The organism is Flavobacterium sp. 38 (assembly GCF_057799715.1).
Genome location: NZ_JBYNWZ010000015.1, coordinates 24,222 through 50,540 on the forward strand (window position 1 = coordinate 24,222; position 26,319 = coordinate 50,540).

The following is a 26,319-nucleotide window of genomic DNA, read 5'->3' on the forward strand; positions in this document are numbered from 1 at the left end:
AGGACTTTATCATCGACATGAAAAATAGCAATGCGGTAATTGCCGATATGACCAGTTCGATGGGCGGCCAAATTAATCCCGCTATGGTTATTGTGAACCTGCAGACAGGTTTTGCCAGACGCGTTTTGCAGGACAACCCGTCTTTTTTGCCAATAAGCTGCCCTATTATTGTCGATGGCGTAAAAGTGATCATAAAAGTCAGACGGCACAAAGCGGGCTCCCTAGCCCCGATAGAAGCGGAAATCCTTCTGCGCCGGAATCCGGCGCAGAATATTACTTCGTCAGTTCGTTATCGCTCATGTGCGGCGGATAGCTTGGACAGCTCAAAAAAATATAAAAAAACAAAACAACTGCCCCATCCAAAGCCTTGACCGGTTTTTGTTTTTTTCCTAATTTTATCCTATGGCCCCAAGAGAGATAAAACGTTATTTTGAAGCCTTCCCGTCTCCAAAGGAGGCGCTGTGGAAGCCGTGGGCCAGAATAACCGATTCGGAGCTTTTTCTCAAGAGCTGCTACTCGGCCATAAACAATTACAAAGGCCCAATTGATAGTTGCCCGGCATTCTGGAACCAGAAGGATTTTATATGAATATAAGGGAAAAACTACAGGGAGCGCAAAATCAAAACCAGAATCCGCGACCGGAGACAGTAAGGCAGGAACCCTAAAACGGAAAAAGCCGGCGGCTTTGTGAGATCCAGCCGAAGACGCAGATCATTAAACGCCTGAACCTGATTTGGAATAACGGGGCTTCACGCTAGTGGCTAGAAAAATAAAAAATTGAGATGCATAGAGAAAAAAGCCAGACAGCCCTTGATATGGGCCGCACCATGAAGAATCTTATCGAAGAATATTACAGCTGCGAAAAAACTGCGCCTCAGGGCATCCCCTCGGCAAGCTATTTTGCAGAAAAGCTTGGCATGGATTATGAATATTTTGAAGACCTGATCTTTAAGCAGAACGGCTTATCCGCAGAAGGCTTCATATCTTTAGAGCTTGCCCGCAGGGCCAGATTAAAACTTTTTGACACTTCAAGATCCATTGCTTTTACCGCCTCCGAACTGGGCTTTAAAAGCACAAGCGGGTTTGAGCGTTTCTTCAAGAGACAGACCGGATTCACGCCCTTTAAGTACAGGGAAATAATAAAAAAGAATTTTACAGGAAGGCGCTGAAAAATCAGCCCTGCATTTCAGTCAATAAATCCCAGTCCTGCTCTTTAATTTCACTATAATCATGGCTGCCGGCTTTAAATAGCATACCCTGACCGGGAAAACAGGGCTAAAGAGCTGCGGGCAAAGGCTTCTTCCTGCTGCTGCAGAAAGCATTAATTCAGTAAAAAAGATCCATCTAATTGCGTAAATTTGCACATCTTGTAAAAAAACCAGACGGATTGTTTTTTTCCACAGACCCGATGCCAGACCCGTATAATGGAGACCATGCTGCTGCTTTGTTATCTGGATCTTGTCTCTTTAAATGAGCTTACAGACTAGAGCAGCCTTAATAAACCAGACAGAAATTATTCCTAGGCATCGGGCAGGTTTCTATATATTCTGGGGCGCTTTTATAAATTAACTTTCAAATAAGGAAAGATTTTTACAGGTCTTTTTTATTCCACTCCCGGGTCAGGACATCATAAAGCAGTTCTTTTAGCCTCTGGAACGAGCTGGGCTTCACAGCATAAATATCAGCTCCCAAAGCATAGCAGATCTTGATGTTTTCTGGCGTGCTGCTGGTGGAGAGCATGACCACTCTCCATCCTTGGAGAACCCCACCTGCATTTCTTAACTGGAATTCCATGCTAAGTTAGCACATGCGGCTGCCGGAAAGAACAAAATGAAGAAGTCTGAATAAAAAAAGCAGCAGACAGCAACTGGCTGGCATCCCACAGCGGGCACCCGAAACGCGCCTGCCTTTTCGAGGATAAAAAATTTTACCGGAAAAGGACGATCACAGGGCTGTAAAAACCCCCTCGGGACCTTCATGAGATTCTTCTTGTGCAGAAAATGGAAAAATGGCCCGCGCAGCACCGCAGGGATAAAATAAACGGACAGCGTCCCGAACCCGGCACCATTTACATACAATTAAACAGCCCGCATCTGAACTGCGGTGCTGTCTTCTGTAAGGATCCCAGCCTTTTCAGGTAAGAATGAACCCTTTCTTATCTCTTGCAAATGCGCTCCAGTCGATCATAAAAACAGCCCACAGCAGCTTTTTAAGCTCCTGAAACGTGGCGGGCTTCACGGCATAGAGATCCGCCCCCAGCGCGTAGGAAAGCTCAATGTTTTCAGGATTCCTGCTTGTGGAGAGCATAATTACCTTAAGGCAGCCAAAAGGCCCCTCTGCGCCTTTTATCTGCCTTAGGCATTCAAACCCGTTTTTTCCGGGCATGTTGATATCTAAAAACAGCAGCTCGGGCATCTGCGCCCCGCTCCCCGAAAGGCACTGCAGAAGCTGCCCTCCGTCGGCGGCCTGTCCAACGGTAATATTCAGATCAAGCTCATCCACTGCATCGAGAAAGAGCAGCCTGTCATCCTCGTCGTCATCGGCATGGAAAATAAACTTATGGTAATTCTGGGGCTCAGACATCGTTTTCAAATTTAGGGCAGTTCAATTAAGGGCAAATGAATCTGCAAAAGTTATACTAAAAAATTAATACAATCCTTGTAATGGGTAAACGATAGAAATATGTCCGCATGCGGCTGGTGAACTGCAAATATAGGGCTAATTTTTCAGAAAATCGCTGCAAATGATGCAAATCTGCAGAGCCTGCCAAAATCCAGCGTATGGCGCCTTTGAATGCAGGAACAGTTAACCTGCGGGTCCAGCGGCAGTAAAAATTACATTTTTCCCCTGCCATAGTATGCCGCTATTGCCGCAAAACTTTCTTCCAAAATTTTAGCCCCGATTGCTTCGCCAGTTCGCTTCGCTCGTGTGCAGTGGAAATACTATGCGCCGGGCGTTCCGGCGCATAGATTGCAACGGATAGCGGGAAAAAGCTCCTAAAAACACACAGTCAAATCCCAAACCCCGGCCTAGTCCCCTTGAAGAGAGACCGCATCTTCAATATGCTCCGCACTAATAAAGGCGGCAATATGCTGCCGGGCATCATTTCTCTTTTCTGCACCAGTCTCAAATGCATTGATGTCAAACTTGGACCATTAAAAGTTTGCCATGGCCATATCAGAAATAGTAGAACAAGCCTCTCACAGGTATTTGCCCCTTCCTGAAAGAAAATGGAAATATTTCCAGCAGTGGGACGATACCTTTTTTTTGCATTGGAGCGTTAAGCCAGAACTCATATCGGAACTGCTTCCGACAGGTTTGGTGCTGGACACTTTTCAAGACAAAGCTTGGATATCACTGGTGGCTTTTGATGTTCATAAAATGAGAATGCATTATATCCCTCGTATTCCCTACATATCCAATTTTAAGGAAATAAATGTTCGGACCTATGTGCTGAATAATGGAATCAAAGGTATTTACATGCTTTCCATAGAAACTAACAAAATTATTGAAGTTTTACTCACCCGAACATTTTTAGAATTGCCCTATAGGAAGTCCTACATCAAAAAATCCATAAATACTTTATTTTCTTCGAATGGCGTGAAGAATTACAAGCTTTTATTCAGCTATAAAAAAATAGGAATTCCAATTATAAAAACGCCGCTGGATTACTGGTTAAACAGAACGACATTGCTTGTACAATGCCACCGGAAATAAACTTTTCCGCCATGACATACATCATAAAGAATGGAATCTAGAAGAAATTGACATTCCTATTACTGAAATAAATTATAATTTCAACAGCATTTCTTTAAATAAACATCCAGAAAAGCTTCATTATTGCCAATCTATCGATGTTCTTTTATGGAGCAGGAAAAGAATTTTATAAATTAGAAATTACGGATTGTAGAGAGCTCTTCCTTGTTTCGTCTATCTGATTGCATTTTAAGGAATCTGAATTCTGTAATGAATAGCGGGCAATGTATAAAGACGGAATTTAATGAACTGCAATACTGTTATGTAAAATACTCTGCCAAAAGAAAATTCCCCGTAAATACGGCTTTGCGTAAAGGCTACTGCAGATCATGGGTAATAATTTTGAATATTTCCTGCTGCTGCCCTTCCATTGATTTTAGCTTGTTGGAGCTCCAGCTCTCTCCGATGTTCGGGATCAATAAGTCGTCTGGTTTAGGAATTTTTGAATCAATTCAATTGCCCCTTGCGGATGGCTCATATGCGGGCAGTGTTCAGTAGCATTCATTTTCTCAAATGTGCTTCCCTTTATTTTTCCGTGGATGTAATGCCCGACTTCTTCCGGGGCAATGCGCGGGCACTGCAGCCGCGACATTGTTAAATTGGAAAGGTCTTCCCTGCTGCCAATAAAAAACGCATTTTTACAGTCTTCTCTCTGCCTGTTATTTTCGCCGGCAGATCCTGCGCATAACCATAGCGCTTTCAGGCCGCAAGAATTGGCAGATAGATCCAAAAAATCGTTCCTTTTCCTGGCATGCTTGTAAAATTGATAGTCCCGTTATGATTCTCGACAATGCGCTTGCATAAGGCCAGCCCTATGCCATTGCCGCTGTACTGGCCCTTTTGGTGCAGACGCTGGAACATATCAAAGATTCGGGCAGAATACTCGCTGTCCATTCCAATTCCATTATCTTCAATTGAAATTAGATAAAAATCACCGCAAGGGGCTGCAGGATCAAAGGCAGTGTCGCTTTTATCTGAAATTATACGGCTGGAAATGTTCACTTCGGGCTTGAGCGCATTAAATTTCAGCGCATTATTTATCAGATTGTAAAACAGCTGGCGCAGCTGGGTTTCAATCCCGGTAACAACCGGAAGCCCATTTAAGTTTACAACGGCTTTTTTTTCTTCAATAATCAGACTCAAATCCTCTAGAGCTTGAGCTGCAACATCATTAAGATCGGCCTCTTTAATAAATTTATCATGATTGTTTACACGGGAATAATTAAGAACATCTGAAATCAAATTTGATAGCCTGCCGGCCGCCAGCGTAATTTTATCAAAATAATAAAGCGTTTTCTGCCCTTCGGTTAAATGTTCTGCCGCCCTTGAGATCATGATCATGATTTTTCGAAGCGGCTCCTGCAGATCGTGGCTTGTTATAAAAGCGAACTGTTCCAGCTCCTTATTTTTAAATTTAAGTTTTGAGTTTGCGCTTTGCAGTTCAAGCTGCATCTTTCGAAGCTCCGAATTATCCTTTAAAGCTTCAACAATCATTTTCTGGGCATTGTTATTTATAAAATAGATAAGCCAGCTCTTAAAAGAGCCGTCTTCCGACTTATTGGGCATAATGGAAACATTATGCCAGATATAAATGCCATCTTTTTTAATTCGGATTTCAGCAGAAAAATCTCTTCTGCTTTTTTTTACATTATTCCATCCTTCCAATATCGGATGCACATCATCATGATGTATAAATGCCCCAAGGCTTTTTTTGTCAAAAATGGCTAGGGGGTTTTTCAGATAAGCTTTGAATGCATGGTTTGATAACAGAACAGTGCTTCTGTCGTTGGCAATGCAGATCAAAACGGGAATTGTATCCACGAGATTTCTGTATTGGTTTTCACTTTCGCCCAGCTTTTCTGAAAGTGCTGCAAGCTCGATATTTTTTTTTCTGATTTCATCATAAGCTGAAATCGGCGGTTCATATTTAAAGTAATCTGCCAGAGCATTTATTTTTGCATCTGAAAGAAGCCCCGGCGAAGAAACCTGATGGCTTAATATGGTTTTTGACTGGCCGCCGGCATAACTGTATCCTATGCTGCCTGATAATTTATCAGCATATTTGTAAGCTTCTGGATTGCATCCCTTTAGATCAACCTGATCGGTAAGCACCGCCTGTATTTCTTTGCGGCCTGCTTTGATGGTATTGATTCCCAAAACAAGCACAGAATTTTTTCCGCTGGCAATTGAGCACCTTGCCACTTCTGAAACTGCAGTGGAAAACCGTGTCTGCGACGCTATGGGCAGGCCGCACATTTCAGCAATTTTCATTGAACGCTTATGAGCCAGTATGAGGTCCATTTCATTGTCAAGACTAATTTTTACAATTTCCTCCATAAAGCTTTAAATTATTTTTCCAACCAATATTGCGGCATCATCGGTTCCTCTCACATTATCCTTATACAGGGCCGAAGCTATAATTCCCGGACTCTGTTTAATTATGGAAGCCAGATCATTAAGATGCAGTCTCGTACGCAGTCCGTCACTGTGCATTATAATAATCTGATGTTTTTGATAAGGGTCGATGGTGCCCTTTATAGTCCGTGGAATATTATGGCCTATAATGCCATTATATGGAGTATAGGTTTTGCTGTCGGGTCCGTCATAGATCCGCGTATTGATATTGCCTATGCCGCAGATATTCCAAGTTTGCGCCTCATAATCGGCAATGGCAACAGTAGCGACAAGCCCCCTGCTTTTTTTAACGTGCTGATGAATATGGCGGAGCACTGCCGCAGGATCAGTTTCTGCGCATTGCTTAAAAGCTTTGACTGCCTGTTCAACTGCTTCGCGGGCCTTTACGCCATGGCCTAATCCGTCTCCAAAAAAAATCTGAAAGCCTTTTCTGGAATATTTGATATGATATCCGTCTCCGCATACCCGTTCGCCCGGATAGTTTACACTGACCCCTGCTATATCCAATCCTGCATTTGAGTTTGGGAATGCGGCATCGGCTTTATCGCAGATCTGAATGTATTGGACAGTTCCCCAGCCGCGTATGGAATAGATCTGAAAATCATTGCTTAATCTTTTAATTGCGCCCATGCCCTGTCCCAATGTGCTGGAGGCGGAATAGCCGTCTTTCATTATCGTGGCAAGATTATCAATGCCACTTCCTTTATCAAGACAGTATATTTCTATCACATTGCAGCTTCCATTGTGATGCGCCCTGTAAAGCAGATCGCCCCCGCCTGCATATTTGATAAGATTGGAAGCGAGTTCTGCGATAATAATGTCAGTTTCCGCTGCCCTGTGCGGCTTGAAGCCTAACTGAAGCGCTAAGTTGTGTATCTCCCTTTTAATGAAAGCGATAAGACTCCTATCGTCAATTTTATAAACGCAAAAGGCACTATCCATTTTTCCATTTTATTATGGTTACGGTTGTGCCGTTTCCCAATTCTGTCTGAATATCGAATTCATTCACCAGCCTTTTTGTGCCAGGAAGGCCAAGCCCCAAACTTTTTCCGGTGCTGTAGCCGTCCTGCATGGCCAGATTTACATCTTTTATCCCTGGCCCTTTATCAATAAAAACCACACGGACACCGAAATCCCGTCCGTTGGTTACAGATTCAATGATAACCCTTCCTCCTCCCCCATATTGAAGAAGATTGCGGACAAGCTCGCTTGTGGCAGTGATCAGCTTGGTCTGGTTTAATATACCCATTCCAATTTTTACGCCGTATTCCTTCACGAGGTTGCGCAACGGAACTACATCCTGCTTTTTTGCTATAAACAGTTCTTCTTTATCGGTTGCTGTCGTCATATGCCTGCTCCTCCTTATCGCCATTGTATATTTTCGCGCGAAGCAAATCCATGCCTTTTTCAACATCTAGGGCGCTTATAACACCATTTAAAGACAGTCCAAGTTCAACAAGCGTAATAGCGACAGCGGGCTGCATGCCGACCACAACAGTCTTTGCGTCCATAATTTTTGACATTACGGCAATGTTTCCTAAAATTCTTCCCATAAAGGAATCGATAATGGAAACCGCCGATATATCAATCAAAACGCCTTTTGAATTATTCTTTTTGATAGCATTTATTAAATCAGATTCAAGATTTTCAGCCAATTGGTCATACAGATCGACCTGTATGGTAACCAGCAGAAAATCTCCCATCTTGAGTATTGGAATTCTTTCCATTTCAGTGATCTTAATTCGTAATTTTTCTTTTCACAACTGTGAGCTGAAGCATATCAAAGGCTGTTTGAAGCGCGCTTGCCAATGAAGCCTTAGTAATAATGCCCGTAAGATCAATTCCTAGATGAACCACCGTCTGCGCAATTTCAGGGCGTATGCCGCTTATAATGCATTCTGCACCCATTAGCCGTGTTGCACTTACAGTTTTTATAAGATGCTGCGCTACCAGGGAATCTACTGCCGGCACGCCTGAAATGTCAAGTATGGCGATCGAACTTCCCGTATCCACAATCTGCTGCAATAAATTTTCCATTACCACCTGGGTTCTGGAACTGTCCAGCGTGCCAATGATAGGAAGCGCTACAATACCATCCCAGACGCGGATTACAGGAGTCGAAATCTCGCTGATCTCATCAATCTGCCTTGAAATGACTTCTTCCCGCCCTTTCATATAGGATTCAAAAGTCAGTATTGCCATATTATCAAGGAGTTTGCTCAACTCTAAATTAGCGCTGTACAATTTTGAAGGATCAGACTCCATTTCTGAAAGAATTTTAGAAGCCGCTTCCTTAAAAGCAATCAGGTATTGGGCATTTTCACGAGGCGAAAAACCGCGTCTGCCCCTCGAACTTGAAATTCCGACCAGCAGATCGTAAACATTTTCGAATTCGTCTGAATCCGCATTTCCATTTGAATGCTTTAAAGCATCCAGCAGAAGGGCAGCGAACTCCTTTGATTCATCTTCTTCCGTTGATCCGTCAGTAGAACCGCTAGCTTGTAAAAGCTGGGACCATTCGTCCAATAATTTGTTTTGGTGCTCTTTCAAGCTTGCCAGGAGACTGTTCTGCATTTGCTGTGATATTTGGATTCCCGTAAATGTAGACAATTAAATCCATCAAATTACCGAATTCAGAAAATACGTGCAAAATTATCCAACTTTAATCAATTTGCATGTGATAAATGGCAGCCCGCAAAAGGAGAAAAATGCCCCAAACGCGAGAATGCCCAAAGATTCGCTGCGGAACACCCCCTTTAAATAGAACGGCAGTAAAAAATTAATTTTTAAGGATAATAAGGTCAATGCAGATACACCTGAAAACTACCCTTGGGATGAGGAGAATTTCCAGAACGAAAACTCGGTCAATAAAGGACAGCAGAAAGGTTCTTCCCGTATGATTCCCGATGAGGCGGCCTGCTTTAGATTATTAATTCTGACAGAAATTATAAGGATAGCAGATCAATATCTGAGGGCTGCTTCAAAATTTACCCGGAACTATCGGACATCAGAGGCCGCTGCAGACAGATATCCGGATGCCAACTGTACGCGCAGCTTGTGGCTTTCACCAATATCTGCTTTAAATTGCATTTTGTTTCAATTCTCTATAATATAATTTAAACTGCCCGTTGGAAGAATAAGCTTGAACCATTGCGTCATCAAAATCTCTGGTGAGATAATCCTTAAAGTATCTGTCGAAATCTTCGAGCACCTGCGGCACTATGAAAATTCTCATGGTGCCACCCCTCAAAGTTGTAAAGTCTGGATAGTTAGCTTTATTCTTTTTCGCAATTTCATACGTCATGCTTCATAAATTATGTGCAGACAATATGCTGGAATACTCCCGCAATGTTTTCTATAGAATTAATATTGTGCTGCAGTGCTTAATAAATTATTGCAGGTGCAAATATGCCGCTTACCGATTTAGCGGCAATAAATTTAAAAATTAGTTTTATATCAGCCTAAATTTATCCGTAATTTTTTGCAGCTTCCGGTGCACTGCACGACATCTTCTAAAATGCTTTCAAACGCACTGGCTTTCAATATCATACTTATTGGCTTGCAAATAGGGGGCCGGACCACCGAGTGGCTAATATGGATCTGGCCGCCGCCCTTTTTATGCTGATGCTTGACTCTTGCTTTTTCATGCTGACTTTATTTTTACAGAAAGGATTACAGCTGCCGCCTCTGCAGACCGGATATTTTGCAGCAGCCCAGGGACTGGGTTTTGGGAGCTAAAGGTTCAATTAACATTTTTTTTAGGCTGGTTTGCCTTACAAATAACCCAGCCCCCACTTTTAAAAAAGATATCTTTCTGCTGTTGGAGGCAGTGAGGAATTAATTTCCAAGGGCAGGTAAATGCTGAAAACAGCGCCCTTTAGCGAACTGCCCTGCGCGCTTATAGCCCCATGGTGGTTATCGGCAATTTTTTTGCATATGGAAAGGCCGATACCCGTGCCTTCAAACTGTGATTTGGAATGAAGCCTTTGAAAAACCCCGAAAATCTTATCCGCTTCTTCAGGAAGAAAACCGATCCCGTTATCGGAGACCGTAATTTTGACATAATCAGCTTCAGCGATAAGGTGATTGCTTAGTTTTTCCGCTTTATCGGCCTTGGCAGCGGTAATTTTAATGACCGGAGTGCATCCTTCCCGCTGGAATTTTAGTGCGTTGCCGATAAGATTGCCCAGCAGCTGGCTTAACTGCAGCGGCTGTCCGGGAATTTCCGGAATATCTGAAATCTCCAAAACGGCCCCCTTTTCTTCTATCAGCAGTTCGAAGTCTGCCAGGATTTCCACGATGATCTGATTGAGATCCACCATTGAAAAGGAACCCGCAGCTTTATTAAGCTGAGAGAATGCAAGGACATCCTGCACCAGCGACTGCATCCGGGCAGCGGATTGCCCGATCTTTCTCAGGTGTTCCTGGGACCTGCTGTCCAGCATAGGGCCTGCCTTGTCCTGGAGCATCTGCGAGAAAATACTGATTTTCCGAAGCGGCTCCTGCAGGTCATGAGAGGCTATGTAGGCGAACTGCGCCAGATCCGCGTTGGAGCGTGCCAGGTTTTCATTTGCCTCTACCAGCATTTCAGTTCTGACTTTTATCAGTTCTTCAACCCTCTGGCGTGCCAAGACCTGTTCGGTAACATTATTGGAAATGGCAATAACGCCCAGCACCTCGCCGCTGCCGTCCCTGTAAGGTTCATAAATAAAGTTCTGGTACACAACCTCTGGAGTTCCGAAACGTATAAGATGCACAGGCATTTCACTGGCCGTGAAGGTTTCGCCGGTTTTAAACACCTGGTCCAGAAGGCCCTCGAGCCCCTGCTCCCTTGCATCGGGCAGTCCTTCAAAGATTGGCCTCTGCATTACCTCTTGCCTGTCTTTTCCCCAGAGATTGACCATATGCTCGTTGGCTATCTCCACTGTATGGGAAGGCCCAAGCATCAGGCACATGGAGACAGGCGCCTGCATGATCAGGCTGCGGAAATTCTCCTGGCTCTGTGCCATCTTAAGCTTGGCGATATTAAGGTCAGTAACATCTGCAGCGGTATTCATCACCCCGTATACCCTGCCCTTATCGTCAAAAAGCGGCGTAAAGCTGTAATTGAAATAAAAGGTCTGCAGTTTTCCGTCCCTCTGCAGGTCAACCCGCTGGTTTTTGGCATGATAAGGCTCCCCGGAATTATAAACCTGCTGCAGAAGCGGGTAGATTTCCTGGCTTTCCAGTTCGGGAAGCACCTCAAAATAGGTTTTTCCAACCAGGTCCCCCCCTTTTCCCCAGGCATCTATAATAGACTGGTTGAGCATCCTGATGCGCATCTGCGGCCCTTCATAGACTCCGATTGGGAAGGGAGCGGCATCAATGAGCGAACGGAGTTCGTCGGCATGGTCTTCATGCTCGGAGCATATAGCGGCAACACCTTCGATCACAGGGCCGTTGCCAAACACCGGAGTGTAATTAAATACGCATAATCTGCCGTTAAGGAAAATCTTTTCCTGCATCGGAAACAGGCCTTCTTGGATAGACTGCAGCGCATCGGTATGCATTATCTTTATAACGGCAGGCCCAAAAAGGCTCCACAGACCGGCGCTCTGAGGCCCTGGCTGCCCTTGACTGGGACGGTCGCTGGGAAAATTCTCAAGGCCGGAGTCATTGCAGAACTGCAGGTGATCCTTTCCCCACCATACAAACATAGGCAGTTTAGAGCACAGCAGCATACACAGGATGCTGCGCAGAGCGGCAGGCCACTGCCCCGGAGGCCCTAATCTGCTCTGGCTCCAGTCGGCCTTTCTCAGGGCGTCCCCCATCGCAGTTTTGGGCACAAAATAGAATTCGTCGTTTAATGGGGATTGGTCTTGAATCATAAAGATCATTTAATTAAATGTAATACAGCAGGCCGGCATCTCAAAGATAGGAACTTTTTTAATTCCCGGCACCTTTTCAGCGCCGCTGAAAGCGCCAATTTATTTGAAGCTAAAAGCGTTTATTTGGAAGCAAGCAGTGCGGTCCTAAGCGCTTCATAAGCATCTTCGAGGGTAATTGTAAGGGTATGGTCCCGGTTTTCAATTTTTGCAATGACATCAGAGAGGATCTGCTGCACGCAGCTTCCATATACTTCTCCTTTGGTCTGCGGGATTTCAAAAGACCCCGACACAATGTGGTCCACGTCGTATAGGATACCCGATATAAGAGTTGCTTCTTTCTCATCCAAAATGCCGGATTCTGACGCGCCCCAGCCTTCCGGGCGTGATACGTCTCCTGCTTTTGCAAACTCCTGCGCCTGAGTTTCAGACCACCTTGGGAGTCTGGACAGCTCTTCGCGGCTCTGCGCATTTACAAGCGCTTTCAGGTTTCCTTTCATCGGCATCCAGCCCTCTATGGTAATCCTGGCAAGATCATAGACCAGATTGATTGTGGTCTGCTCAAAAAAGCCGGGCCCCGAGAAGGCATGGTAATAATTTGCTATAAGGCCCTCATCGTATAAAACCATGGCAGCCACACGGTCGCGCTGATGCTCATTTCTTTTATGGGACACGCCGTAAACCTGAGAATATTTCTGTCCCCCCACAGCATTGATGATATCAAAAAAATGCACCCCGTGTTCCACCATAATCCCGCCTGACACATCCTCATTCCAGAACCAGTGGCTTTCGGGCAGGGATTCATCCTGCGCGTAGTTGTTTACCACAGCGTGGCGCAGCCTCCCCAGTGCGCCGTCCTGTCCTAGCTGGATGACCGCGTTTATAATGGGGTTATAACGGATCATATGGTTAACGGTAATAATCCTGCCGGTCTTCTGCTGCACTCTGAAAATCTCCTCTGCCTGCCGCTCTGTTATGGACAGCGGCTTTTCCAGCAGCACGTGCTTTCCTGCCTGCATTGCGGCGCAGGCCATTTCGCTGTGCAGCCCCGGAGGCGTTACAATGCTTACAATTTCAATTTCCGGGTCATTTACCAGCTCTTTCCAATCACTGTACACCCTGCAGTTTTCAGCTTCCTGAATGTGGGATCCATGGTCTGCAACTGCGGCCACCTGCACATTTTCAAGCTTTGACCACCAGTGGTGCAGGAATTTTCCAAATCCTCCGTATCCTATTATTCCAACTTTATATTTTTTCATCGTAATTCTATATTTATTTACCAATTAATCGGGCAGCTCCGCAATGCTTTTGGGTTCTATTCTTGCCTGCGCATTCATATGATGCCTGTAGTTGCTGGAAGTTTCATAAGCCAGCTTTCTCACGCGCATGATATTTCCAAGCGGGCGGTGCTGGGGCAGGCAGTGGAATGGATTAAAGCTCAGCACATCATCGGCATAAACCCTCCGCTGGGGGCTGAAGGTTTCCTGCGGAGGAAAAGCCAGCTTTGCCACCGGCTGATAAGGGCTTTCATCTTCCGGCCACTGCACAGAACCGTCCTCTACCGGCATTTTTTCCAGATCTGTGCAAAGCTGTGCGCTTAATTCATATTCTGCCATATTGGATCTGAAAAAGTCACCTATAATTTTGGTCAGAAAGGCATTTTCATCCCTATCAATTATTTCATCTTCTATTTTCTTTCCTGCCAGTGACTTTACATTTTCAGACAATGGTTTTACGCTGATTTTTGCCACATAATCCCCGTAACGGAGCGCTGCCATGCTAAAATAGGCATCGCCTAAAATGTGCGGTCCCGGTGCGCTTAATTCGTTTGTCTTATCTGCAAGGCCCACTGCGGCCAGTACATTCTGCATCCCTACAGCGGCTTTCTGCGCAATCTGCTGGAACAGTTCGCCGCTCTCTGCCTGGCTCTCCAGACCTTCCTGCATTTTTAAATATTCATTTATTGTTCCTGTTGGAATTATGGGATAATTCACCAGCAGAAAATCCTGCGTCAGGGCATCTGACAGCTCAGGTAAAAATTTCTCTCCTTCTACTCCTATTATTTTGATTGCCATTCCTCTGAAGGCTGACAATTTATCTGGTACTATAGAACCTTGAGCCGTAGAAAAACGCACAATAACGGGATAGGTTTTAGGCTCTGCAAATAGTCCCTGTGCCAAATGCTCGGGCAGATTTTCATAGATCGTCAGTTCGCCTTTTAAAACGGCATGGCTTTTTGCGTGGGCATCTCTTATCGCATGACGGTATTTCTCGTACATCAGACGGTTTACTCTTGCCATGGAATCTACAATTTTCCGGCTGATTTCCTGTTCATCCGGCTGCTGCACTTCTACCGAATCGCTGTAACGGATATATTGGGTGGATAAAGTCATAAAGCTTTTTGTTTTTTAGTCTGATTTTATTTTTTTGCCGGACTGAAAACCGCCTTTTGCAGGGAGAATTTTTTTGAGGGAACATTATTGCCTTCGGTCAGTTCGCTGAAATTGGCATTCATAATCCATGTTTCTGAACCCGCTGCTGCCGCAGTTGACGGAAAAGCAAACCGGTCCTCGACAGAGGTCGATTCCGTAACCTGTGCGGTTGTCCAGTCATCGGCCGTTTTTAATTTGAAAATTTTATTTGCCCCGCCGTTCTGCACCAGCGTCAGGGTATTATTATCGTCTAGAAGAAGTCCGTCTGCACTTGGAAAAAACTGATCTATTTTAACTTTAGCGCCTTTTTCGGGATTATTAAGTTCGATTTTTACCAGTGCCCCGGTGCCGTTATTGGCAACAATTAAAAATCCCTGCGGATGAAAAACAATTCCGTTTGGTCCTACTCCGGCCGATTTTAACAGTTCGCTTCTGCTGAAAACAGCTGCCTTCCCATTGGTGTCCACTTTATAAATTACATCGGCATAACTGTCCGTAACATACACGCTGCCCTGCTTGTCAAAAGCAAGGTCGTTAGGAAAATGCTCTCCCGCAGCAAGGCCTGACAAATCAGTATCAGACAATTTTTTTCCGGATTTTAAATCAATCGAAATCAGTCTTGCCATCTTCTTTTTAGTTTCGGGTGTGCTGAATTTGCTGTAATTGGCATCTGCTGCACAGAAAAAAAGCCGTTTTCCGTCCGGATGCACTTTTATCCCATAAGTCGACTTTAAAGATTTATCTGCATACAATTCGGTATATTTTCCCTCCCTGGTTACTTTTCCAACGGTTCCCAATCGCGCGGAAGTAACATAAAATGCATTCGAAGCTTTATCAAAAGCGACCCCTTCCGGATATGATTCCGGCGCTTCAAATTCAATTCGTTTTGTAGGCTGCTGTGCCCAGATTGCCTGAACAGACAGCATGAGTATGATAAACTTTTTCATAATTTATTTTTGTTTAAGGGCATAAATAATTCCATTTGCATCATCAGAAACATACACTACATCATTGCCAATGGCAAGACCGGCAGGTCTTCCAAAACGCTCATTTCCAATTAAAAATCCACTTAAAAAATCATCAGAGCTTACTGGATTTCCTTTTTTGTCAAATTTGATTCTTTCTACTTTGTATCCGCTCGGGTTTTGTCTGTTCCACGATCCGTGCCAGCATACCAGTGCATCGCCTTTGTTATTTCCCTGCTGAAAAAAGGCAAACGCAATCGGTGCGCTGTGAGCGGGAAATTCCATTACAGAAGGCTGTGTGGCTTTTACCCATCCTTCCTTTGTATTTCCCACAGGATCTTCCCTGCTCTGGTCAACGACACGTTTTCCATAAGCAAAAGGAAATCCGTAATTGCCACCCAGTACAATATGATTTAATTCTTCCGGCGGCCAGTCGTCGCCCTTTGTATCTCCGCCATTGTCCGCGCCCCACATTTCTTTTGTCTGGGGATGCCAGTCAAAACCTATCATATTGCGAAGTCCCGATGCATATAAAGTCCTTTTCCAGGTCTGCGGATCCACCTGAAGCAGTGAAGCGGTTTCTTTGTCGCTTTCTTTGCAGTCATTGCAGACGCTTCCCACAGAAATATACAATTTGCCGTCTGGCCCAAAATCCATAGTCCGGTTAGCGTGCTGACCGCCGCTTGGCAGATCGTTAATTAACGTATCAGCAACTTTTCCCAAAGTACCATCTGCGTTTAAAGTATATCGAAGCACTTTGCTGTTATTGCACAAATACATAAAATTGTCTTTAGAAGTGATTCCGTGAACACCCGGAAAATCAGCAACACGCATAAGTTCGTCAAACCTGCCGTCTTTATCAGTGTCTTTGAGCATCAGCACATCGCCGGCATCTCGGCGGGTTACATACAATTGTCCGCTTTTGCCAACATACAGCATTCGAGGTTTTCCTAAACCTTTAGCCACCGGAGTTACCTGCCAGCCCTGGGCAGTTTTTAGTCCAGAGGCCAATTCGGTGCTGTATTCCAAATGTGTTGGGAAATTGGTGATTGTCGTTTTTTTTGTGTCTTCCTTGGGCGGAATCCCTTTTTGGGCATAAGACATGCAGCTTAAACCCAAAAGCAGTATAAAAGTGATTTTTGTTTTCATAAGGATTGTTAAGTGTTGATATTGCGGTTCAATTACTTTGAAAGATATTCATTTTGTGAAGCTTGTCAAATTTATTAAACACTGAAAGTCAAAACCTTACATTATGTTAAAAATAATATTATATGATTTACAGTCTTTTATCCTTAAACAGCCGATGGAGACTCTAAAAGGAAGTCACAGAACCGGCAAGCAGCTTCACATCCTTTGTTAAAAAAGTGACAAATCTTTTTTACGTCTTCAAATAATTTAATTTCAGCATAATCGGGCCTAAAAACAAGCAATAAAAATAGTAGAACCAGTTTGCCTTATGCTGTGGCCTGTGCAATCGTAAAATATAAATATTATTCTTTTATAAGATCTTCAAAATGAATCGGCAGGTTATTGATCCGTTTACCCGTGGCATGGAAAATTGCGTTAGCGATCGCCGCAGGAATTGCAGTCATGCCAATTTCACCGACACCTTTGATTCCCAATTCGTTAATCAGCGTATCGTTTTCTTCAGCAAAAATAACTTCCATTTCTGGAATGTCTGCATGGACAGGAATATGGTATTCGCCCAGATTGGCATTCATATATTTTCCAAGATTTGGATCAATCAGCGTTTCCTCGTGCAGTGCCTTGCTGATTCCCCAGATCATGGAGCCCAATATTTGGCTTTTTGCCGTCTTCGGATTGATTATTTTTCCTGCTGCAACCGCCGTAACAGCTCTAGTAACGGTTATAGTTCCTAAATCTTTATCTATTTCAACCTCAACAAATGAAGCGCTATGAGTCGCTTTGCTATATTTTCTGAGTTTCAGCATATCTGGACCTCCCAATTTGGCAACTTTAAACTCTTTGCCATTATTGGCTTTAATAAGCTGCTGAAATGAAATGAAAATATCCGGCTGATTTACTACACTAACGGCACCGTTTCGAAAAACAATCTGACTTTCAGGAATTTCTTCAAAACGAGAATCAGGCATATCTTTTATTTTCTTTATGATTTTCTTCTTTAATTCCCTGATGGCAGCGACAATTGCCGTACCAGTAGAAGACGTAATTGCAGAACCGCCCTGAAACATAGAAAAAGGCTTTTTACTGTCGCCATAAAAAAATGAAACTTCATCTGCGGAAATCCCAAACTCATCTGAAGCGATCTGAGTCATCACGGTCAGGGTTCCTGTACCTATATCGGTGGTGGCATTATGAACCTCAAGCCGGCCTTCTTTAGTTAATACTGCTCCTGCCCTTGCCGGAAATTGGTAGGCATCCCAAATACCGGTTGCCATACCCCAGCCTACCAGCCTATTTCCTTTTTTTGTGCTTGCGGGTTTCGGGTTTCGCAGATGCCAGCCAAATTTTTCAGCTCCTTTTTCATAGCATTGCTTTAATTCTTTGCTGGTAAAAGGCTTTTGCGTGGAAGGATCAATTTGTGAATAATTGTTAAGACGAAAATCCAAAGGATCCATATCCAGTTTATAAGCCAGTTCGTCCATAATGCATTCAATTGCATGCATACCGCTCACCCCTCCCGGCGCCCTCATATCGATTGGTGTGGCAAGATCCAGCGGAGCCAGCTTATATTCAAATAAGGTATTCGCAGCCGGATACAGTTTATGGCTCCAGGGAACCAGAATTTCATTATAATCTTCATAAGCAGAAGTCTCGCCAACCGCGCTGTGATTCATGGCTGTTACTTTTCCGCTATTGTCGGCTCCGAACCGTAGTGACTGGACTACCTGAGGTCTGTGCCCAAACGAGAACATTTGTTTTCTTTCGAGTGTAACACGAACATTTCTTTTAAGTTCCAACGATGCCAGCACGCACAAAAACAATTGATACTGCGGACGAAGGCCTGACCCAAAAGCGCCTCCGACATACGGCGCCAGCACTCTGACATTTTTATATTTCAAGCCAAAAACATTGGCTACATAAAGCTGATTGTTTATTGTTCCCTGCGTTTTATCATAAATGGTCAATTTTCCATCTCCTTCATAAAGCGTGGTTGTTGCAAAAAGCTCCATCGGATTGTGATGTTCGGTTCCGTGACGGTACTGGGCTGCAGCTGTAACTTCGGCACTTGCATAGGCCTCTTCAAAGTTGCCCGTTGGCTTTGGCGGAGGCGGCTTCAGCGGTGTCGACATGCCTTTTTTGGGTTCGCGCGCCCTATCCAGATTTTGAGATAATACCGTATTAAACGTTTCTTCCTCATAAACAAACTTAATCAAAGTTGAGGCGTAACGTGCAGTCTCAAAATCTTCTGCCACAATGAGTGCAATCGGCTGGCCATTATATCTGATACTATTATCGCTTAATGGTTTGAAAACCGTTCCTGGAGGCGCATCCATATCCGCATACTGAATATCGAACCAGGCAAGCCTTGGACGGTTTTCGTGCGTAAATATCTTTACGACTCCCTGAAGTGCGAGTACATCCGAGACATCAATACTTAAGATTTTTCCTTTTGTAATTGTACTGTTGACTACATAACCGTATAGGAGATCCGGAACAGTATACTCTGCTGCATATTGGGCACTTCCGGTAACTTTTTCAAAACCTTCCAGCCGGCTGAGGGGCTGTCCAACTAAGGGTCTATTTTCCATTCTTTTTATTTTTAGATTAAAGTGAAGGACCAGCCCCCGGAATTTGCGATTCTGGATCTAAAGCCATTTCGCAGGCCCTGATAATTGCCCGCTTGGCAAGAGGTATCTTAAAATCATTATCTCCCCTTCCAACTGCTCCCGCTAAGATACGCTCAGCCGCCAAGGCAAAATTTTCTGCCGCTGCTTTTTTTCCTTTCAGCAGTTCTTCTGCTTCGGGTACGCGCCATGGTTTATGGGCAACTCCGCCTAAAGCGATCCTGGCTTTAGATATCGCATTTCCATCCATTTCAAAAGCGGCTGCAACAGACACCAATGCAAAAGCATACGAATGGCGATCCCGCAATTTTAAATAAGCATAATGCTTTGAAAACTGATTTGGCGGAAGATCAATTGAGGTAATCATTTCGCCTTGCTGTAAATTATTATCAAGATGCGGGGTGTCGCCGGGTAGTCTATGGAAATCAGCAAAAGGAATATGTCGCTCTCCATTGGGTCCCATTACATTTACCACCGCTTCCAGTGCGGCAAGGGCCACGCACATATCAGAGGGAAAAACCGCTATGCAATGCTCGCTTGTCCCTAAAATTGCATGCATACGGTTACAGCCCCCAATAGCGGGACAGCCTGATCCAGGCATGCGTTTGTTGCAGGGAACATCCGGATCGTAAAAATAATAACAGCGGGTGCGCTGCAAAAGATTGCCGCCGTTTGTTGCCATATTTCGTATTTGTGCCGAAGCGCCCGCAAGAATCGCTTTAGATAATAAAGGATAGCGTTTTTCTATAAACGGATGATATGCCGTCGCCGCATTTTTGACCAACGCCCCTAATCGGACACCATTATTGTCAAGTTCTTCAATAGTATTGAGTGCTGCTATATCATTTACATCAATAAGTTTTTCGGGATTTGTCAGATTGTATTTCCAAAGGTCAATAATATTGGTTCCTCCGGCTAAAAACGTCGCTTTATTATCAGTGGATACAGCTTTAATGGCTCCATTGACTGTAATTTCTTTTTTATAATCAAAACTATTCATGACCGCTCCCTTCTTTTACCTGCATGATCGCATCTATTATTCCTTTATTAGCCCCACAGCGGCAAAGATTACCGCTCATGAGCTCTTTTACCTGCTCACGGGACTGGGCTTTTCCCTCCTGCAGCATGCCAATAGCACTGCAGATCTGTCCAGGCGTACAATAGCCGCATTGAAAAGCATCGTGCTTGATAAAAGCTTTCTGAAGCGGATGAAGTTCCAAACCGTCTGCTATGCCTTCTATTGTTATAATTTCACTGCCGTTTTTTGCCACCGCCAGCGTCAGGCAGCTTAAAATTCTCTGGCCGTTGCACAAAACGGTGCACGCACCGCATTGTCCGTGGTCACATCCTTTTTTTGTACCGGTTAAATTAAGCCGTTCGCGAAGCGCATCTAATAATGAAACCCAGGGAAGAAGCTCCAGCTTATAATCTTTATTATTGATCGTGAGAGAAGTGAGAATCGAAAAATTATTTTTCATAATGAATTGTTTACAAAAGTGTAAAATACATCGATTAACAAAGCTCGTTAAGTAATTTCAGATTTGCTTATACTTTAGACTTTCATCGTTACATAATTCTTACAACAATATTGGCGAGACATTTAATCTTGCGCAAAAAAAGGCAGAGCTTATGACTCTGCCTTTGCTATATAAATATTCTGAAAGTTTAAAATCAGAATAATCTCTGAAAAATGCTGTTTTGCGTTTTTGTAGCTAATGCTAAAAAAACAGCAATGCTGCCAAATAGTAAATGAGGCAGAAATACCTTCCCTGCAAAACCGAATATCCATGGCGAAAGCGCAAAAAATAAACCGGATAGTATTTCAATAACAATGTGAGCTTCCATTGGAAGCAGCTTATATATCCCAGCTTCGTAATCTGTCTGCAGGCTTAGAAAGATGGTGAAGATCCCGAATATATAAAAAATGAGACTCTGTGCGGTATGTGCTTCCAAACGAAATAAAGATGGCATAAATAGAAGCAGCAGCCCTATTGAGTAGTCCAGATAACCGTGGAGTTTTGTTTCTAAAAATTTCATAACTTTAATAATTTATTAAGCAAAGTTACCCCCGCAGGCCTTTTGAAAATTTACATTTTTTACTTTGCTGTTTATATAATTTAAGGAGCTTAGAAGGTTTTAAAATTACTGTGAGATGATATTATTGTTTTAAAATTTCACAAATCCAATAGGTTAATTCCAAGATACTTTAATGGCGCTTCCTCCGGCAACGGTATATTCCAGCAGCATTTTCGATTTTACTTTCGGTTCAATTATTTGATTTTGCTCAAAAACCTGCATTTTTATATTGTTATTATCATTAAGAACAATCTTAAAATTGCACTGAAATTCTGCAGATCCCAGAACGGTAAAGCGCAAAGTCTGTTTTGATTTCCTGTAGTTTATAAGCGGATAATCCAGAAATAGTAAAAAGTCTTCATTTTTAACCTGATGATATTGTCGTACCATGGCGCCAAAACCAACACCTGCACCATAAACTTCCTGTCCCACCTGCCCGCTTTTTTCCCAGCCGCTGTAAAGGTCTTCGAGGGGAATCCAAAGCTCCTTTTGTATTTCTCCGGTTTTTACTTCTTCGGAAATCATTTCCGCAGGCAATTTTGTTGGATAGTAGAACGGCAGTCTTCCTACCGCATATTTTATAAATTCCGCAATAAGGATTTTTAGAGAAGGCAGCAGATCAATTTCCGCCGCCTGTATGAGATATTCTGAAAGCGCCGCATATACTTCCATTTCCTCATAAGCGGCGGTGTAAGGCGCATTGTTGAGAGGAAAAACAGAAAAGTAATTGGGGTAATTTTTACCGTATCCGTACTGGCAGTCCCATATTTGCATGTTCTTAAACAGGCATGCCAAACAGGCATAACTCAAATCCAGATACTCTTTTTTGCCTGTGATTTTAAACAATTCCAATAGTGCCCCTGCCGAAAAGGCTGTATTGTTGGCCTGATAAAAAATATCAAATCCACGGCCCTCAAGCTTTTTAACCGATTTTTCTGCTTCGTTCAGATAGCGTTTATCGTTCGTCAGTCGGTACACCAGTAGCATTAAATGTGCATACGAGCCCGGTACATCTTTTTCGCCTCCTTTCCCGGGTTCGGTTTCCCTGCGTATCACTTCCAAAGTATCCATTTTATAGAACACGGGCCATTCATAATTAAAATGATGCGCGACCTTTATGGCATATTCAATTGATTTCAAAACGAGTTCTTCCGCTTTTTTTTCTCCTTTCAGTGCAAGCCTGGTGAGGTTCATCAGCGGATGATACAGATACCAGGAATCCATGACCATTTCTTTTTTCTGTATCTCGGAATTATCAAGCTGGCCATTAAGTGCAGGAAGCCATCGGTTAATCGTTTTTACCTTTTGGTCATAGAAGGCCTCCAGACCGTTAAATAGTTCACTATAAACAGGATGCGTTTCTCCATACCAATGTTTCAGTTCATTTAAAGGCATCAATACGGCAAGCTGCACCATGACTTCTGCAGGCGTATCATAATCGCAGAGGTACGCATTGAGATAAGGGGAACCATTGGTCTGGGTCCAGCAGCCTTTGTTATTATAAATATCGTTAAGGCAGTTTTGCGTGATTTCCGGCCAGTTATGGTAAATAATTTCCGGATGCGGCAGCAAACGGTAGACTCCTGCGAGATAATTCAAAAATTGGTGTGTTACTGCGATATCATCTTCAAGAATTTCCTCAGAAAATAAAACATAAGCATCGGAAATAATATAAGGTTTGCCGGCGGGCAGCGGTTTATCGTCTGCAGACGGAAGTTTGAATCCAATTTCTGGCCAGCTCCCGCAGACAGTGTCCTCGACGGAAGTTTCCGTGGCTTCGCAGTAATCGCTTAAGGAACCCAGATCCTGAAAGTAAAAAAAAGATCCCGTCTTTGGCTTGGTCATGCTGGCGAACAAAATGCCAGAGCGCGACCCCATCTGGTTCATGTGCATTTTTCCATTGGTATTTTCCACACTTCCTTTTTGTGTTAAAGGAATAATATCTCTGGGCCAAAATGGAATCAGTAAGGGCTGGTTTGCTTTAAAAGTAGTTGTATAATGGAGCACTGCCGAGTTTTCGGACGGAAATGCTATAATAATTTCATACTGGCCTAATCTTGTTTCCAAGTTGACAACAAGAGTCTGGCCGTCATCAAACATATTGGTTATTTCAAAACAGCTGTTCATTCCAAAAGCAGGACGAAAAGCCATTTTTCCGTTCTCAGGCCAGGTAACCGCAATCCATAAGGAATCTCCCGTATTATAAGCTTGGAAATTGTATTTATGGCACTCTTTTTCCCAAATTACAGCACTGTTTTCTAAATCGGCATGCACTGTGGCAGCCCAGGGTGAAATGGTATTCATATTATTTATGTTTAAAAAGAATTAATTTTCGAGTAATAAAGCTTATAGCAGTAAAAGTTAAAAACTACTCACCTGTTTCCATATGCGGTGCATCTACGGGTTTTGACTGGGAGGAACCAATCTGGCGTAAAAATATAGAAAGCACAATTATTGCAAAGACAGAAAGGAATTCACTCTGCCAGTTCTGAAAGGATTCGAACCAGAACCTTGAATCGGAAATATAGTTTGAAGCTGTTTCCAGAGGCATTCCTTTTAAAGAAAGCTGCCGGTTCTCATCCTTTAAGCTTCCATAGAAATGAGCCCCGAAGGAAAGCAGGAAAAGTAAAAATAAAACAATTGAAAGAGAATGTTTGTAGATTTCTAAAATCAAGCCACCTTTCTTAACTGGCCATGGAGCACCTTTTCTTTTAGAAGAAGGCTCTCTGTCAACCTCCTCTTCTTTATCAAAATCTTTAGATTCTGAAGACCCCTTTTGCTGCAGAAAAATAGTTAGCACTACAAGAAGCGCCATTTGCAGAAATTCACTTTCCCAATTCTCAAAAGTGGACTCTATAAAATGCCCTGTTGAAAAATAGGCCAGCAGCGAAACTGTAGAAGCGCCATTTTCAAGAAGTTCTTTATTATATTCTTTAAGACCGAAAATAATTTGTCCTGCAAAAGAAAAAACAAATAATAATAGAATGCAGATCGACAGGCCGTTGTTGCGTATAAAAGTTTTCATAAGCCAATTACAGTAAAACATTAAAAATTTAAAATTCATTCATTTACTTCTCAAATTGCATTGATACTAAGCAGCATTCACTTTCGGATATAATTTTATAATCAGTCCTTTTAAACGGTTCTGGTAATCTTCCATGAGCCACTGCTTATAATTTTTGCTGGCATTTTCAAGGCATTTTACATACTGTTTCACACGCCATTCAATTTCAGGCTGTAAAGCCTCCGCTAATGCAATAGCCTTAGAAAGCGTTTCTGCATTATCGAGGCACATTCTGGCGTGCTGCCTGATAGATTCCTGAATAACCGTTTTAGGTTTCTTATCCATATCAACAGCTTCCTGGTAATGTTCTTCAATATCAAAAGTCATTTCAAGGGTGTTGGGAAACTGCGCCCTGAGTTCTGCTGAAAATCGATGCGGCTGAACTGACGGACTGCCACTGGACTGATATTGCAGCTGTCTGGCAAAAGTATCGGGATGTTCAAAAACAAATTTCCAGTCAACAGGTTCTTCCCATGCGCCAAAACGCTGAATATTATTGCCAAGATCGGTAATAGAGAAAGTTTTTTTATTTGGCAGTCTTCGGGATCCCCTGCCTATCATCTGGTGGTAGAGTGTTATCGACGTAGTGGCGCGGTTCAGTATTATACTCTGCACTGCAGGCTCATCAAATCCTGTAGTTAGAATTGAAACCGAAGTAAGAACGGCATCTTTTGTTTTCTTAAACCATTTCAGGATTTCTTTTCTTTCCTCACCGGAAGTTTTGCTGTCGAGATGTCTTATGGAAATTCCGGCATTCTTAAAAGTTTCATACACTTTTTGAGAGGCTGCAATTCCATTATTAAAAATCAGCGTTTTTTTTCCTTTGGAATGTTCGGTATAAGCCTTTAATAATAACTGCTGCATTACCTCGGAACCATAAAGTTCATTAGAGGAACTTACTGTATAATCGCCGTGCAGTCCTGTTTTCAGCGAATTTAATTCTACTTCATAAACGTACGATTCCGGCTTGGCAAGATACTCCTGAGCAATAAGTTCTGCAATATTTTCGCCTGTGACCAATGAGTTGTACTGTTTGTTCATAGGCTTTGAAATATCTGAACTGAAAGGTGTCGCAGTAACGCCAATAACAAATGCTTTTTTAAAGCTGCCCATTAATTTTCGGAACGAATTATGATGGGCTTCATCAATTATAACAAGCCCTACATCTTCTGTTTTAATTTTTTTTGATTTGATTCTGTTGCGCAGCGTCTCTACCATGGCAACATAACAGTCAAAACCCTTTTTAAAATTACCGCTTCCACTGTTTATAATGTGGTTTTTGACACCAATTTTTTTTAGTGTATTGGATGTCTGCGTGCATAGCTCTTTTCGGTGCGTCAGGATAATTGCTTTTTTACCAAACTGAGCCGTATATTTCCTCGCAATTTCACAGAAAACCACCGTTTTTCCCCCTCCTGTCGGCAATTGATACAAAAGCTTCTTTTTTGCACTGCTTTCCATCTCATCAAAAATAATCTGGATATCCTTTTCCTGATATGCGTAGAATATATTTTTAGGGTGCGTATCTGTTTTCATTGCTTTGATTTTTTTAATAATTCATTCTTCCACAGGAAAGCTGGCATTCTATAAATTTTCCAGTTGCAATTGTTCTTTTTTCATCTTCCCGTTGGTTATCAGCTTTTGAATCACCTCAGGCTCAAAACCTATTACTTCCATAACCTGAGCTACGGATTCCTTCTGCCACATTCTGTCCTTTTCTAAACATAGCGGAAAGATTAAATAATTAAGTTCAGGTTCTCCTCCAATTAACAAATCAAGTTTTGCAATAAGGAATTTGAGTAAATTTAAATTAGACGTTTCAATCTTACTTACATGATTTTGAGGGTTTATTATAATATTATCCCTTTAATTGATTTTGAATATTACAATTATAAATACTGATTTTTATACGATCACTCTATTCTATTTGCCGATGGAGCAGCGTATTCTGCTGCCAAAGCTTTTTAAACAACAGAA

General features: G+C 42.9%; 26 protein-coding genes. 5 read left to right on the forward strand and 21 right to left on the reverse strand.

Features of this window, described 5'->3' with window-relative positions:
• Positions 1–17: 17 nt before the first annotated feature.
• The 3 genes from AC3E9W_RS21880 (at position 18) to AC3E9W_RS21890 (ending at position 1,169) form a co-directional block, all read left to right on the forward strand.
• The gene (locus tag AC3E9W_RS21880; RefSeq protein WP_488770033.1) at positions 18–371 is read left to right on the forward strand and encodes a hypothetical protein; all 354 of its coding nucleotides are present in this window, start codon (positions 18–20) and stop codon (positions 369–371) included.
• Positions 372–402: 31 nt separating this feature from the next.
• Positions 403–588, forward strand: a complete 186-nt coding sequence (locus AC3E9W_RS21885; protein ID WP_371878214.1) for a DUF6965 family protein — start codon at positions 403–405, stop codon at positions 586–588.
• Between the two features lie 194 nt (positions 589–782).
• Positions 783–1,169, forward strand: coding sequence for a helix-turn-helix domain-containing protein (locus tag AC3E9W_RS21890; RefSeq protein ID WP_306157261.1), 387 nt, complete (start codon positions 783–785; stop codon positions 1,167–1,169).
• A gap of 421 nt (positions 1,170–1,590) precedes the next feature.
• On the opposite strand, the gene AC3E9W_RS21895 is transcribed toward AC3E9W_RS21890, so the two are convergent.
• Both AC3E9W_RS21895 and AC3E9W_RS21900 read right to left on the reverse strand, forming a co-directional pair.
• A complete protein-coding gene (locus tag AC3E9W_RS21895) occupies positions 1,591–1,794 on the reverse strand; it encodes a response regulator (RefSeq protein ID WP_306157263.1) in 204 nt (67 codons plus the stop codon).
• Between the two features lie 339 nt (positions 1,795–2,133).
• On the reverse strand, positions 2,134–2,583 hold the full coding sequence (locus AC3E9W_RS21900; protein ID WP_488770034.1) for a response regulator: 450 nt from the start codon (positions 2,581–2,583) through the stop codon (positions 2,134–2,136).
• Positions 2,584–3,168: 585 nt separating this feature from the next.
• On the opposite strand from AC3E9W_RS21900, the gene AC3E9W_RS21905 reads away from it, so the two are divergent.
• Complete coding sequence (locus tag AC3E9W_RS21905; protein ID WP_306157267.1) at positions 3,169–3,717, forward strand: DUF2071 domain-containing protein; 549 nt, start codon at positions 3,169–3,171, stop codon at positions 3,715–3,717.
• Positions 3,695–3,889, forward strand: coding sequence for a hypothetical protein (locus AC3E9W_RS21910; RefSeq protein WP_371878215.1), 195 nt, complete (start codon positions 3,695–3,697; stop codon positions 3,887–3,889). Before AC3E9W_RS21905 ends, AC3E9W_RS21910 begins: the two co-directional genes overlap by 23 nt.
• Positions 3,890–4,171: 282 nt before the next feature.
• Here AC3E9W_RS21910 and AC3E9W_RS21915 read toward each other — a convergent pair whose 3' ends face one another.
• The 19 genes from AC3E9W_RS21915 to AC3E9W_RS22005 all read right to left on the reverse strand — a co-directional run bounded on the left by AC3E9W_RS21915 (position 4,172) and on the right by AC3E9W_RS22005 (position 25,878).
• Positions 4,172–4,486 carry an alpha/beta fold hydrolase gene (locus AC3E9W_RS21915; RefSeq protein WP_488770082.1) on the reverse strand — a complete coding sequence of 105 codons (315 nt, stop codon included), beginning with the start codon at positions 4,484–4,486 and terminating at the stop codon, positions 4,172–4,174.
• Entirely contained in the window at positions 4,456–6,093 is a 1,638-nt protein-coding gene (locus tag AC3E9W_RS21920; RefSeq protein ID WP_488770035.1) for a sensor histidine kinase, read from the reverse strand. Before AC3E9W_RS21920 ends, AC3E9W_RS21915 begins: the two co-directional genes overlap by 31 nt.
• 6 nt (positions 6,094–6,099) lie before the next feature.
• Positions 6,100–7,113 (reverse strand): SpoIIE family protein phosphatase, encoded by a 1,014-nt coding sequence (locus AC3E9W_RS21925; RefSeq protein WP_488770036.1) that lies wholly within the window; start codon positions 7,111–7,113, stop codon positions 6,100–6,102.
• Positions 7,106–7,519 carry an anti-sigma regulatory factor gene (locus tag AC3E9W_RS21930; protein ID WP_488770037.1) on the reverse strand — a complete coding sequence of 138 codons (414 nt, stop codon included), beginning with the start codon at positions 7,517–7,519 and terminating at the stop codon, positions 7,106–7,108. Before AC3E9W_RS21930 ends, AC3E9W_RS21925 begins: the two co-directional genes overlap by 8 nt.
• Positions 7,500–7,898 (reverse strand): STAS domain-containing protein, encoded by a 399-nt coding sequence (locus AC3E9W_RS21935; RefSeq protein WP_488770038.1) that lies wholly within the window; start codon positions 7,896–7,898, stop codon positions 7,500–7,502. The genes AC3E9W_RS21930 and AC3E9W_RS21935 overlap by 20 nt, the downstream gene beginning before the upstream one ends.
• 10 nt (positions 7,899–7,908) lie before the next feature.
• The gene (locus tag AC3E9W_RS21940; protein WP_488770039.1) at positions 7,909–8,745 is read right to left on the reverse strand and encodes an STAS domain-containing protein; all 837 of its coding nucleotides are present in this window, start codon (positions 8,743–8,745) and stop codon (positions 7,909–7,911) included.
• Between the two features lie 505 nt (positions 8,746–9,250).
• Entirely contained in the window at positions 9,251–9,475 is a 225-nt protein-coding gene (locus AC3E9W_RS21945) for a hypothetical protein (protein ID WP_488770040.1), read from the reverse strand.
• Positions 9,476–9,968: 493 nt separating this feature from the next.
• The gene (locus tag AC3E9W_RS21950) at positions 9,969–12,038 is read right to left on the reverse strand and encodes a sensor histidine kinase (RefSeq protein WP_488770041.1); all 2,070 of its coding nucleotides are present in this window, start codon (positions 12,036–12,038) and stop codon (positions 9,969–9,971) included.
• 119 nt (positions 12,039–12,157) lie between these two features.
• A complete protein-coding gene (locus AC3E9W_RS21955; protein WP_488770042.1) occupies positions 12,158–13,294 on the reverse strand; it encodes a Gfo/Idh/MocA family protein in 1,137 nt (378 codons plus the stop codon).
• Positions 13,295–13,318: 24 nt separating this feature from the next.
• Positions 13,319–14,428: a catalase family protein gene (locus tag AC3E9W_RS21960; RefSeq protein WP_488770043.1), complete on the reverse strand. Its 1,110-nt coding sequence runs from the start codon at positions 14,426–14,428 to the stop codon at positions 13,319–13,321.
• A gap of 26 nt (positions 14,429–14,454) precedes the next feature.
• On the reverse strand, positions 14,455–15,414 hold the full coding sequence (locus AC3E9W_RS21965; RefSeq protein WP_488770044.1) for an SMP-30/gluconolactonase/LRE family protein: 960 nt from the start codon (positions 15,412–15,414) through the stop codon (positions 14,455–14,457).
• Positions 15,415–15,417: 3 nt separating this feature from the next.
• On the reverse strand, positions 15,418–16,581 hold the full coding sequence (locus AC3E9W_RS21970; protein WP_488770045.1) for a PQQ-dependent sugar dehydrogenase: 1,164 nt from the start codon (positions 16,579–16,581) through the stop codon (positions 15,418–15,420).
• Between the two features lie 341 nt (positions 16,582–16,922).
• A complete protein-coding gene (locus AC3E9W_RS21975; RefSeq protein WP_488770046.1) occupies positions 16,923–19,166 on the reverse strand; it encodes a xanthine dehydrogenase family protein molybdopterin-binding subunit in 2,244 nt (747 codons plus the stop codon).
• Positions 19,167–19,182: 16 nt separating this feature from the next.
• Complete coding sequence (locus AC3E9W_RS21980) at positions 19,183–20,202, reverse strand: FAD binding domain-containing protein (protein WP_306157293.1); 1,020 nt, start codon at positions 20,200–20,202, stop codon at positions 19,183–19,185.
• Positions 20,195–20,680 (reverse strand): (2Fe-2S)-binding protein, encoded by a 486-nt coding sequence (locus AC3E9W_RS21985; RefSeq protein ID WP_306157296.1) that lies wholly within the window; start codon positions 20,678–20,680, stop codon positions 20,195–20,197. The genes AC3E9W_RS21980 and AC3E9W_RS21985 overlap by 8 nt, the downstream gene beginning before the upstream one ends.
• Before the next feature lie 193 nt (positions 20,681–20,873).
• Positions 20,874–21,239 carry an SPW repeat protein gene (locus AC3E9W_RS21990; RefSeq protein WP_306157298.1) on the reverse strand — a complete coding sequence of 122 codons (366 nt, stop codon included), beginning with the start codon at positions 21,237–21,239 and terminating at the stop codon, positions 20,874–20,876.
• Between the two features lie 153 nt (positions 21,240–21,392).
• A complete protein-coding gene (locus tag AC3E9W_RS21995; RefSeq protein ID WP_488770047.1) occupies positions 21,393–23,582 on the reverse strand; it encodes a hypothetical protein in 2,190 nt (729 codons plus the stop codon).
• A gap of 64 nt (positions 23,583–23,646) precedes the next feature.
• Positions 23,647–24,303 (reverse strand): DUF6766 family protein, encoded by a 657-nt coding sequence (locus AC3E9W_RS22000; protein ID WP_488770048.1) that lies wholly within the window; start codon positions 24,301–24,303, stop codon positions 23,647–23,649.
• 66 nt (positions 24,304–24,369) lie between these two features.
• Positions 24,370–25,878 carry a DEAD/DEAH box helicase gene (locus AC3E9W_RS22005; protein ID WP_488770049.1) on the reverse strand — a complete coding sequence of 503 codons (1,509 nt, stop codon included), beginning with the start codon at positions 25,876–25,878 and terminating at the stop codon, positions 24,370–24,372.
• Positions 25,879–26,319 lie beyond the last annotated feature (441 nt).